Here is an 11,252-nt window from a genome sequence, read left to right as displayed (position 1 = left end):
GCCGTCCGCTGCTGACCTTCAAGCGCGACCGGTGGACCGAGTACGAGGAGCCCACGATCGACGTGCGGCTCGTCCAGGACGCCACCGGGGCGCCCCCTGCGCCACCGGCTCCTCCGTCGTACGGCTATCCGCAGCCGCCGGGTGCCGGGGCTGCGCCCGCGCCTTCTTACGGCTACCCGCAGGCACCTGGGCGGCCGCCGGCGCCGAACGCCGGGGACATCGCCGACGCCGCGACGAGCAAGGCGGCTCCTTCGCCGCGCCGGGGTTCGTCCACGCCGCCTCCGCCGAGCGCTCCGGGAACGCCGGGTGCCCGGCCGGGCAGCGCGCCGCCGCCTCCGCCGGGGCCCGGTGCGGGCGGGTACGTTCCCACGCAGCTGGTGTCGGCGCTCGGTCCGGACGGGCCTGAGGGCGCTGGACCTGGGGCTCCAGGGGGTGCGCCCACTCCGCCGGGCGCCCCCCACCCGCCCGGCGCGCCGAACGCCCCCGGCGGTACGCCTCCGGCCAACGTCCACCAGGCCGCCACGATGCTCGCCGACCCCGGCCGGATGGGGCCGGGGGCACCGCAGCCTCCGGAGGCGCCTGGTGTTCCGGGCGCGGGTGCGCCGCAGCCGCCCGGTCCCCCGCAGCCTCCGGGGCCTCCAGGGGCTCCGGGTGCGCCGCAGCCTCCGGGGCCTCCCGGTGTTCCGGGTGCGCACGGCGGGCAGGTGTTTCCCGGCGCCCCGGGTGCACCGAGCGCGCCCGGCGCTCCCTTCGCCTCGGGTGCTCCCGGCATGGGTGCGCCGCCCCAGCCTCCTGCGGCTCCGGGGGCGCCCGGCGCGCCTGGTGTTCCGCAGACGCCGGGTGCTCCCGGTGGCCCTCACCCTTCCGGTGCTCCGGGTGGCCCTGGTTTCCCGCCGCCTTCCGGTGCTCCGGGTGGCCCTGGTTTCCCGCCGCCTCCTGGTGCTCCGGGCGGTCCTGGTGCCCCGCAGCCGCCGGTGGGCCCCGGTGCTCCCGGTGCCCCGGGCTTCCCGCCGCCTCCCGGCGGTCCGGGGGGTCCTGGCTTCCCGCAGCCGCCGGGCGCTCCGGGGTCGCCCGCGGCCCCCGGCACCCCGCCGCCTCCCGGCACCCCCGGTGCTCCAGGGGCCCCCGGCTTCCCGCAGCCGCCGGGCGCTCCGGGTACGCCCGCGGCCCCCGGCACCCCGCCCCCTGGTGTTCCGGGCGGTCCCGGCACCCCCGGTTCCGCCGGTGGTCGAGGTGCCGTACACCATGCGGAGACCGTGCTGGCCGGGCCTCCTGTAGGCGCACCCGGTGCTCCGCCGCCGGCGCCTGGCATGCAGCCCGGTGCGGTGCCGCCGCCCGGCGCCCCGCAGCCCCCCGCGTACGGCTATCCGCAGCCGCAGGGGCAGCCCACCGTGGGGCCCGGTTATCAGGCCGTGCTTCGGTACCGGGCGCAGGACGGGTCCGAGCAGCAGTTGATTCGGCGGTCGGCGCCGGGTGTGCCGCATCCGGAGTGGCAGATCTTCCATGAGCTGCGCGGTATGAACGTGCCGCCGGACCAGGTGCTGGAGCTGCACACGGAGCTGGAGTCGTGCGAGCTGCCGGGTGCGTACTGTGCGCGGATGATCCGGGAGCAGTGGCCGCAGGCGCGGATCACGTCCATCGCACCTTACGGGACGGATCACGCGAGCCGGCAGCAGGGCATGCAGCAACTGCTGGCGCACCAGGGCGAGCTGCATCAGGTGGCGGACGGGCCGGCCCGCCCTGCTCCGGTGCGGGCGCCGTTGCCGCCGGTGCAGTCGGCGCCGCCGATTCCGCCGGAGGCGGTGGGGCAGGAGCTGGCGGGTGCGTTCGGGCCGGGTGTGTTCCGGTTCGAGCAGGCTGCCGTGTCCCGGCAGGGTGTGCCGCCGGTCGTGGCGCACTCGCTGGTGGCGGCGGGGCTGCCGACGGACATGGGTCCGTTCTTCTGGGCGCAGGCCCAGCCGGGGCGGCCGGTGCCGACGCTCGCCGAGCTCGCGCAGGAGCGCGGTGTGCAGCCTGCCTCGGACGCGGGCTCGTATCTCGTCATGGGCAGCGACTTCGGCCGGGCGGTGTGTGTGCAGTACGGCACCGCGAACATCGTGGCCGTGCCGGTGGAGGCCGGGCCCGGTGGTGCGCCCGTGCCGCCGCAGTTCGTGAACACGGGGCTGCCCGAGTTCCAGCGGTGTCTGGCGCTGCTGGGCCGGATGTGGCGGCTCAGGTTCGGTCTGAACCAGGAGCAGGCGGGCCGTTGGACCGTCGACTTCCAGGCCCAGCTGGCCTCCCTCGATCCGGCGGCGCTCGGTTCGCCGGAGAGCTGGTGGTCGGTGCTGCTGGAGCAGATGTGGGACGGGCTGCTGTGATGCTCCGCTGCTGAGGAACCCGGGCTGCTTGCTGCGGGCCGGGCCGGTCGTTCTGACCGGCCCGGCCCTTTTGCGTCGTACGCCGATCGCGATCCGCCTCCGGAGTGTCGCGTTATGAACACTTCTGCCCGATATATCAAGATGTGCGCGAAATCATCATTGCGCGCCCGTACGGCGGAGAGTTCGGCGGAGAGGGGTTCCAGGATGAGCAGCACACCGATCTCGCCCCATGGCTTCGGGGCCGTACGGGGGCGCGGTTACTGCCCCGAACAGGTCGAAGTGTTCGCCGAGGCGCTCTCCCTGGACCGGGATGCCGCCTGGGAGCGGGCGGCCCGGCTCACCGTCCTCGCCAAGGACATGGAGGCGGAGGCAGCTCTGTTGCAGGAGACCGTGTCGAAGCTGTCCCCGCAGACCTACGAGGCGCTCGGGGAGGGCGCCCGGGACCTGTTCCGGCATGTGCAGGAGGAAGCCGCGGCCGTACGGGAGCGGGCCCGGCAGGAGGCGCAGCGCCTGGTGGAGGCCGCCCAGGCGCACGCGAGCGGCGTGCTGGACGCCGCCCAGGCGCACGCCGAGTCGGTACTCGCCGACGCCGAGGAACACGCCGGCCAGCGGCTGCTCGTGGCGCGTGCCGAGGCCGACGAGATCCGCATCGGTGCCCGCCAGGCCCTGAAGGAGGGCCGGGGCGAGGTGCTGTCCTTGCTCAGGGAGGCACGGCAGCGCGCCACCGTGAAACTCGCCGAGCAGGCCAAGGAGTTCGCCGAGCGGTGGGACGAGGTGGAGCGGGACGAGGCCGAGCGTGCGGCGGCGATCGATGCGCGGGAGGCCGGGCGGATCGCTCGGGCCGAGGCCGAGCTGACCGAGGCGAGGCGGGAGTTCATGGAGGCGGAGGAGTACGCCCACCGCTGCCAGGAGGAGGCGAACGCGCGCGCCGCGGAGATCCTCGCGGCGGCGCGCCGGCAGGAGGAGCAGGTCGCCCGGGAGACCGAGCAGGTGCTGCAGCAGCACAGCGAGCGGTCGGACGAGGTGCAGGTGCAGATGGACAACGTACGCAACAGCCTTACCGCGTTGACGGGTTCGGCGTCGGGGGAGTGACGGGCGGGACGGAGGCGCCCGGCACAGGCCGCGCCTCCGTCCCGCCGACCACGATCGGCGCAGCCTGCGTGCCGCGGGCCGTCACCCGCTTCTGCGTACCGCCCCTGCCAGGATCCACCCCTCCACGGCCTCGTACTCGCGTCGCTGTTCCTCCGAGGCCCGCCGGCCGGAGGTCACCGTGCCGAGCCAGCCGAAGGCGAAGCCCAGGGGGATCGTCACCAGGCCGGTGGTCGTGAACGGGAACCAGTTGAAGTCGGAGTGGGGGAAGGCGGCGGCGGGGGAGCCGGAGACCAGGTTGGTGCCCGGCATGATCAGCAGGACCGCGAGCGTGCCGCCGATCAGCGTGCAGAGCAGGCCCATACGGGTGTAGCGGCGCCAGAAGAGGCTGTAGACCAGGGCGGGCGCGATCGCGGAGGCGCCCAGGCAGAAGGAGAGGGTCACCAGGGGCTGCAGACTGTGGTGCTGGACCAGGGTGGCCAGCAGGATCGCCGGGATGCCCACCGCGAGGGCCGAGACCCGGGCCAGCAGCACCTCGCGGCGCTCCGACAGTTCCTGCACCCGGGTGGCGAAGACGTCGTGGGCGAGGGAGTTGGCGCAGGCGAGGATCATCCCGGCGACCGAGGCGAGCAGGGTCAGGAAGATCGCCGTGGTGACCGTGGTGAACAGGAACGTCTCCGACGCCGAGACGTTCGTACCGAAGGCCGCCCGTGAGCCGAGCAGATAGGCCGTGTTGCCCTGCGGGTCGGCCTGCGCGATCACCGCCCGGCCGATCAGCGCCGTCGCGCCGAACCCGACGACCGTCATGATGAGCACGAACAGCACCACCGACGACACCGCCCACGACATCGAGCGCCGCACCTGACGGGCGCTGCGCGCGGTGTACATGCGCATGGTGACGTGCGGCAGACAGGCGCCGCCGAGGACGATCGTGAGCTCCGAGGTGATCATGTCCAGGCGGGGGGCGGGGCTGCCGGCGAACTCCACGCCGGAGTGCAGGAAGGCGGAGCCGACCCCGCTCTGCGCGGCGGCGGCGTTGAACAGCGCCCCCGGATCCCAGTCGAAGCGCTGCAGTACGAGCAGGGCGACCACGGCGCCCGAGCCGAGCAGCATCACGATCTTCAGGATCTGGATGAGGGCGGTGCCCTTCATGCCGCCGATCGCCGCGTAGCTGATCATCAGGGCGCCGAGCCCGATGATGCAGCCGGTCTTCAGCGAGTCGCCGGAGAAACCGAGGATGAACGCCAACAGCTGTCCGGTGCCCGCCAGTTGGACCAGCATCAGTGGCAGCAGTGCGGCGATGGTGACCACGCAGGCGGTGATCCGCACCCCTCGGCCCGGCATACGGCGGGCCAGCGCGTCCCCCATGGTGAACCGGCCCGCGTTGCGCAGGGGTTCGGCCAGCAGGAACATCAGCAGCATCAGCGACAGCGCGGTGCTCAGGGCGAGCGCGATCCCGTCGTAGCCGCACAGGGCGATCACGCCGCCCGTGCCGAGCACGCTCGCCGCGGAGATGTAGTCGCCGGCGATGGCGAGGCCGTTGCGCATGGGGGAGAGGGAGCCGTAGCCGGTGTAGAACTCGTCGAGGTCGTCGCCGTCCGGGCCGGTCATCACGCACAGCAGCAGGGTGACCGCGGCGACGGTGGAGAAGGCGACGAGGGACATGGCCTCGGCGTTTCCGCTGAACCCGGTGGTCATCTTGCCGCCTCCCGCTTGGCGTCCAGTTCGGCCTGCTTGCGGATGCGGTCCGCGATCGGGTCGACGTAGCGGCGGGCCGTGTGCTCGTACAGCGCGATCGCCAGCCAGGTGACGGGTATCTGGAGCAGGGCGAGCAGCAGCCCGGTGGGCAGTCCGTCGGTGACGGTGGTCGTCATGAACGACGGGGCGAACGCCGAGAGGATCAGGAACAGCGTGAAGTAGCCGAGTGCGGTGAGGGTGGCGGTGCGCCGCTGCCAGCGGTGCGCACTGCGCAGGATCCGCAGATCGCTGTGGTGGCCGAGAGGGGCCTCGGGAGGGCGGCGCCGTCGGGCCGGCTCGGGCGGCGGGGTGGGCGGCATCCACGGGTAGGTGGCCTCGTACGGCAGGGACGTGTTCTGCGGTGCATGGCGGTGCGGGTACGACGGGGACCGGTCGTAGGACATCCCGGTGCTCCTTGCGTGGCTCGGGTCCTGTGCGGGGGACCGCAGGGAGGTTGGGGGGCGGTGCGGAGCCACGCACGCTACTCGCCGGTTTCCGGCCGCGCGGGGTTTTCACCAAACTGGCCGGTCGGTATGCGCTTACTATGCTGACCTGCGACGTTACCCGCGTTAACTCAGACTTTTGCGCCTCAGCGGGGGTGACAGATGCCCCCGCCGCGGACGTCAGTCCTTGAGCACCGGGAAGCGGCGCGGGGCCAGGAACAGCAGCACCAGGAAGGCCGCGGCGGCCGCGCATCCGGCGCCCAGATACACCGCGTGCACCGCGTCCGCGATCGCCCGCCGGGTGGCCTCCGGCACCTGCCCCGCGTCCAGTCCCCGGGTCACCGAGTCCAGGTCGCTCGCGCCGCCCAGCCTGTCGGCGAGCACCCCGTTGGCCACCGCGCCGAACACCGACGCCCCGATGGTCTGGCCGGTCTGGCGGCAGAACAGCACCGACGCCGTGGTGGTGCCGCGCTCCGCCCACCCCACCGTCGACTGCACCCCCACGATCAGCGGGAGCTGGAACAATCCCAGGGCCGCGCCGAGCAGCAGCATCAGCAGGGCCGGCTGCCAGGCCCGGCCCGGGTAGGGCAGGAAGGGGAACGCGAACAGGATCAGCGCCGCCGTCCCGATGCCCACCATCGCGGTGTTGCGGAAGCCGATCCGCCGGTACACGTGCTGGCTCAGCGCCGCCGAGACCGGCCAGCTCAGCGTCCACACCGACAGGACGAAGCCGGCCGCCACCGGGGCCAGGCCCAGCACCGACTGCGCATACGTCGGCAGGAACACGCTCGGCGCCACCATCAGCAGTCCCAGCGCACCCAGGGCGAGATTGACCGCCGCGATCGTACGGCGCCGCCACACCCAGCCGGGGATGATCGGCTCGGCCGCCCGGCGTTCGACCAGGACCACCACCCCGGCCAGCGCAAGTCCCGTACCGAACAAGGCCGTCGACGGCCCCGACAGCCACGGCCAGGCCACCCCGCCCTGCACCAGGGCCGTCAGCAGGACACCCCCGCACGCGAACACCGCCAGCGCACCCGCCCAGTCGATACGGGGACGCTCGGCGGGCCCCCGCTGCGGCTCGTGCAGATGACGGACGACCAGCCACAACGCCACCGCTCCGATGGGCAGATTGACCAGGAAGATCCAGCGCCAGTCGGCGTAGGCGGCCAGGACGCCTCCCACGCCCGGGCCGGCCACCGCCGACACCGCCCACACCGTGGACAGCTTGGACTGGATCTTCGGGCGGTCCTTGAGCGGGTAGAGGTCGGCGGCGAGCGTCTGCACCGTGCCCTGGAGCGCCCCGCCGCCCAGGCCCTGGAGGATGCGGAAGGCGATCAGCGCCCCCATGTTCCAGGCCACCGCGCACAGCAGCGAACCGGCCAGGAACACCGAAGCGCCCGCTATCAGCACCGGCTTGCGGCCGAAGGTGTCCGACAGCTTGCCGTACACCGGGAGCGTCACCGTCACGGCGAGCAGATAACCGGAGAACAGCCAGGAGAAGACCGAGAAACCGCCCAGGTCTCCGACGATCTGCGGGACGGCCGTCGAGACGATCGTGGCGTCGAGGGCGGCGAGCGCCATCGCGAGCATCAGCGCGGCGACGACGGCGCGGCGTCGTCGCGTGTCCTGTGGCCGGTCCGTCGCGGCCGTCCGTATCTCGGTGTCCCCCTGGTCCACAGGATTCCTTCCCCTTGCATCTATCCGCCGCCGAACAGCTTCCCACTTGACCCTCACGTGGCGGCAGGGTGGAAGCTGACTGCGCCGGTGGGTGGAGCGGAACCCCGAGAACGTCTCCACCCGTCGGTGGACTGCCCCTAGGGGTTCCTCCGTACTACGGCCCGGGGAGGGTTCGTACTGCCGGAGGAGGAGAGCGGCCGGTGGCGTCCTTAACCTGGTTTTACGTCGCTGGGGCGCCGGTGAGGGGTGGTTGACCGAACCGGCGGGGGTGGGGTTTTCCCCAGCACAAGAGGGTGCCGGGCACCAGCGCGCCGGACCCCTCCGCGAGGCCAGACTCATCCGCGTAACCAGCACAGCACGACCGGCAGGACCGGTCCGGCGCAGCACTCGTGCGTCACCTTCGTAACCGACATAGGAGATTTACCATGACTTCGGCCGTGACCATTCCCAGGCACGGGGGCACTGGAGGGCGTACGGCCGTTGCCGCCCGGGCGCGGCAGGTCGTGAAGGCGTACGGGGCCGGCGAGACCCGTGTCGTCGCCCTCGACCACGTGGACGTCGACATCGCCCGCGGGCAGTTCACCGCGATCATGGGCCCCTCGGGCTCCGGCAAGTCCACGCTCATGCACTGCCTGGCCGGGCTCGACACCGTCTCCTCGGGGCAGATCTACCTCGACGAGACCGAGATCACCGGGCTCAAGGACAAGAAGCTCACGCAGCTGCGCCGGGACCGGATCGGGTTCATCTTCCAGGCGTTCAACCTGCTGCCGACGCTGAACGCGATAGAGAACATCACGCTGCCCATGGACATCGCCGGGCGCAAGCCCGACAAGCAGTGGCTGGCGCGGGTCGTCGACACCGTAGGGCTGAGCGACCGGCTCAAGCACCGGCCCACCCAGCTCTCCGGCGGTCAGCAGCAGCGCGTGGCCGTGGCCCGGGCGCTGGCCGCGCGGCCCGAGATCATCTTCGGTGACGAGCCGACCGGAAACCTCGACTCCCGTGCGGGAGCGGAGGTGCTGGGCTTCCTGCGCAGGTCGGTCGACGAGCTCGGGCAGACCATCGTGATGGTCACGCACGACCCGGTGGCGGCCTCGTACGCGGACCGGGTGCTGTACCTCGCCGACGGCCGGATCGTCGACGAGATGTACAAGCCGACCGCAGACGCCGTCCTCGACCGTATGAAGGACTTCGACGCCCGGGGGCGCACGTCATGACCGTGCTGAAGACTTCGATGCGCAACTTCTTCGCGCACAAGGGGCGGATGGCCCTGTCGGCGATCGCCGTGCTGCTGTCGGTGGCCTTCGTCTGCGGGACGCTGGTCTTCACCGACACCATGAACACCACCTTCGACAAGCTGTTCCAGGCGACCTCGTCCAATGTGACGGTGAGCGCCAAGGGCGCCTCGGACAGCGGCGAGACGACCTCCGACAACGGTCGGCCGCCGGTCATGCCGGCCTCCGTGGTCGCCAAGGTCCGCGCCGCGCAGGGCGTGAAGGCGGCGGAAGGAACCGTCTTCTCCACCTCCGTGACCGTCGTCGACGCCGCCAAGGACAGCCTGTCGCCGTCCAGCGGTGCCCCGACGATCGTCGGCAGCTGGAACGGCAACGACGCCCGCACCATGAAGATCACCTCCGGTACGGCGCCCAAGGGTCCCGACCAGGTGATGGTCGACCGCGACACCGCGGACAAGCACCACCTGAAGCTCGGTGACGAGATCGGCGTGATCAGCGCGGTCGGCACGCACGAAGCGAAGATCTCCGGCATCGCCGACTTCCAGGTCACCAACCCCGGTGCCGCGATCTTCTACCTCGACACGAAGACCGCCCAGCAGACGCTCGTCGGCAGGACCGGCGTCTTCACCAACGTCAACGTCACGGCCGCGAGCGGCGTGACCGACCCGCAGCTGAAGAAGAACGTCGTCTCGGCGCTCGGCACCACCTACAAGGTGCAGACCGCCAAGGAGACCGCCGACGCCAACCAGAAGAGCGTCGAGGGCTTCATGAACGTCATGAAGTACGCGATGCTCGGCTTCGCCGGGATCGCCTTCCTCGTCGGCATCTTCCTGATCATCAACACCTTCTCGATGCTGGTCGCCCAGCGGACCCGCGAGATCGGCCTGATGCGGGCCATCGGCTCCAGCCGCAAGCAGGTCAACCGGTCGGTGCTCGCGGAGGCACTGCTGCTCGGCGTCTTCGGGTCCGTGCTCGGTGTCGGCGCAGGCGTCGGCCTCGCGGTCGGCCTGATGAAGCTCATGGGCCAGATGGGCATGCACCTGTCGACCGCCGATCTGACGGTCGCCTGGACGACCCCGGTGGTCGGTCTCCTGCTCGGCGTCGTCGTCACCGTCCTCGCCGCCTATCTGCCCGCCCGCCGGGCCGGCAAGGTCTCCCCGATGGCCGCACTGCGCGACGCCGGCGCCCCCGCCGACGCCAAGGCGGGCCGCATCCGGGCCCTGGTGGGCCTGCTGCTCACCGGCGCCGGAGGCTACAGCCTCTACCTGGCCGCGGGCGTCGACAAGGCGAGCGACGGTTCGCTCTGGCTCGGCCTGGGCGTGGTGCTGTCCCTGATCGGGTTCGTCGTCATCGGCCCGCTGCTCGCGGGTGGTGTGGTGCGCGTCCTGGGCGCCGTACTGCTGCGGGCCTTCGGACCCGTCGGACGGATGGCCGAACGCAACGCGCTGCGCAACCCGCGCCGCACGGGCGCCACCGGCGCCGCCCTCATGATCGGCCTCGCCCTGGTCGCCTGCCTCTCGGTGGTCGGCTCCTCCATGGTCGCCTCCGCGACCGACCAGCTCGACAAGACCGTCGGCACGGACTTCATCATCCAGTCCGACAGCGGCCAGCTGGTCACACCGCAGGCGGTCAAGGCCGTGAAGGACACCCCGGGTCTTGCCCGGGTCACCGAGTACAGGACGGCCAAGGCCGACTACACGACCCCCGACGGCAAGACCCTCAAGGACACCGACATCACGGCGGCCGACCCGACGTACGCGACGGACCTGCGCAAGAAGACCGTCGCGGGAAACCTCAAGGACGCCTATCTGCCGGACTCGATGTCCGTGCACGAGAAGTTCGCCAAGGCGCACGGCATCCACCTCGGCTCGAAGATCGACATCAGGTTCAAGGACAGCGCCACCACCGCGCACCTGACCGTGCGCGCGATCACCACCAGCGACGACGTGATCGACCAGGGTGCGAAGTACACCTCCATCGCCACGCTCGCCAAGTACGTGCCGGCCGACAAGATGCCCCTGGACCAGCTGGTCTTCGCCACCGCCGAGAAAGGGCAGCAGGACACCGCGTACAAGTCGCTGAAGTCCGCGCTGCACGACTACCCGCAGTACAAGGTGCGCGACCAGACCGACTACAAGCAGGCGCTCAAGGACCAGATCGGCCAGCTGCTGAACATGATCTACGGCCTGCTGGCCCTCGCGATCATCGTCGCGATCCTCGGTGTCGTGAACACCCTGGCGCTGTCGGTGGTCGAGCGGACGAGGGAGATCGGCCTGATGCGGGCGATCGGCCTGTCCCGGCGGCAGCTGCGCCGCATGATCCGCATGGAGTCCGTGGTGATCGCCCTGTTCGGCGCCCTGCTGGGCCTCGGCCTGGGCATGGGCTGGGGCGCGACGGCCCAGCAACTGCTCGCCCTGGAGGGACTGAAGGTCCTCGAGATCCCGTGGTCCACCCTGATCGCGGTCTTCCTGGGCTCGGCCTTCGTGGGCCTGTTCGCCGCCCTGATCCCGGCCTTCCGGGCGGGCCGCATGAACGTACTGAACGCGATCGCCACCGAATAGCCACCGCAGACGGGGGTTGCGGGGGAGCGCCCGGTGCCGGGGGGTCTTGCAGGACTCGCCGGTGCCGGGCAGTTTTGCTCGCCCCCGCCGCCCCTTCCCGTCCCGTCCCTGGGGGCTGCGCCCCCAGACCCCCGCTTTCGGCCTGAACGGCCT

The 11,252-nt window shown here is 71.7% G+C and carries 6 protein-coding genes and 1 pseudogene; 4 read left to right on the top strand and 3 right to left on the bottom strand.

Going from position 1 to position 11,252, the window contains the following annotated elements; genetic code table 11:
• Window positions 1-188: 188 nt before the first annotated feature.
• Both ACWCRD_RS38970 and ACWCRD_RS38965 read left to right on the top strand, forming a co-directional pair.
• Window positions 189-2,357, top strand: a pseudogene (locus ACWCRD_RS38970) (SUKH-4 family immunity protein); the annotation flags it as partial.
• 204 nt (window positions 2,358-2,561) lie between these two features.
• A complete protein-coding gene (locus ACWCRD_RS38965) occupies window positions 2,562-3,449 on the top strand; it encodes a cellulose-binding protein (protein WP_450970416.1) in 888 nt (295 codons plus the stop codon).
• An 81-nt stretch (window positions 3,450-3,530) separates the two neighbouring features.
• Here ACWCRD_RS38965 and ACWCRD_RS38960 read toward each other — a convergent pair whose 3' ends face one another.
• The 3 genes from ACWCRD_RS38960 to ACWCRD_RS38950 all read right to left on the bottom strand — a co-directional run bounded on the left by ACWCRD_RS38960 (window position 3,531) and on the right by ACWCRD_RS38950 (window position 7,219).
• Window positions 3,531-5,144, bottom strand: a complete 1,614-nt coding sequence (locus ACWCRD_RS38960; protein WP_450970415.1) for a sodium/solute symporter — start codon at window positions 5,142-5,144, stop codon at window positions 3,531-3,533.
• Window positions 5,141-5,587 (bottom strand): DUF485 domain-containing protein, encoded by a 447-nt coding sequence (locus ACWCRD_RS38955; RefSeq protein WP_450970414.1) that lies wholly within the window; start codon window positions 5,585-5,587, stop codon window positions 5,141-5,143. The genes ACWCRD_RS38960 and ACWCRD_RS38955 overlap by 4 nt, the downstream gene beginning before the upstream one ends.
• A gap of 219 nt (window positions 5,588-5,806) precedes the next feature.
• Window positions 5,807-7,219, bottom strand: coding sequence for an MFS transporter (locus ACWCRD_RS38950; RefSeq protein ID WP_450970422.1), 1,413 nt, complete (start codon window positions 7,217-7,219; stop codon window positions 5,807-5,809).
• A gap of 512 nt (window positions 7,220-7,731) precedes the next feature.
• Here ACWCRD_RS38950 and ACWCRD_RS38945 point away from each other — a divergent pair.
• Together ACWCRD_RS38945 and ACWCRD_RS38940 are read left to right on the top strand one after the other, a co-directional pair.
• The gene (locus tag ACWCRD_RS38945) at window positions 7,732-8,520 is read left to right on the top strand and encodes an ABC transporter ATP-binding protein (protein WP_450970413.1); all 789 of its coding nucleotides are present in this window, start codon (window positions 7,732-7,734) and stop codon (window positions 8,518-8,520) included.
• Window positions 8,517-11,099 carry an ABC transporter permease gene (locus ACWCRD_RS38940; RefSeq protein ID WP_450970412.1) on the top strand — a complete coding sequence of 861 codons (2,583 nt, stop codon included), beginning with the start codon at window positions 8,517-8,519 and terminating at the stop codon, window positions 11,097-11,099. Before ACWCRD_RS38945 ends, ACWCRD_RS38940 begins: the two co-directional genes overlap by 4 nt.
• The last annotated feature ends 153 nt before the right edge of the window (window positions 11,100-11,252 follow it).

The sequence above is a fragment of the Streptomyces sp. NPDC002092 genome (assembly GCF_053593775.1).
The sequence above is the reverse complement of the archived record's forward strand: the minus strand, read 5'-3'. Positions and strand labels throughout refer to the sequence as shown.

Coding starts and splice junctions, on each gene's coding strand:
- ACWCRD_RS38965 (WP_450970416.1), top strand. CDS start 2,562: ATGAGCAGCACACCGATCTCGCCCCATGGCTTCGGGGCCGTACGGGGG.
- ACWCRD_RS38960 (WP_450970415.1), bottom strand. CDS start 5,144: ATGACCACCGGGTTCAGCGGAAACGCCGAGGCCATGTCCCTCGTCGCC.
- ACWCRD_RS38955 (WP_450970414.1), bottom strand. CDS start 5,587: ATGTCCTACGACCGGTCCCCGTCGTACCCGCACCGCCATGCACCGCAG.
- ACWCRD_RS38950 (WP_450970422.1), bottom strand. CDS start 7,219: ATGCTCGCGATGGCGCTCGCCGCCCTCGACGCCACGATCGTCTCGACG.
- ACWCRD_RS38945 (WP_450970413.1), top strand. CDS start 7,732: ATGACTTCGGCCGTGACCATTCCCAGGCACGGGGGCACTGGAGGGCGT.
- ACWCRD_RS38940 (WP_450970412.1), top strand. CDS start 8,517: ATGACCGTGCTGAAGACTTCGATGCGCAACTTCTTCGCGCACAAGGGG.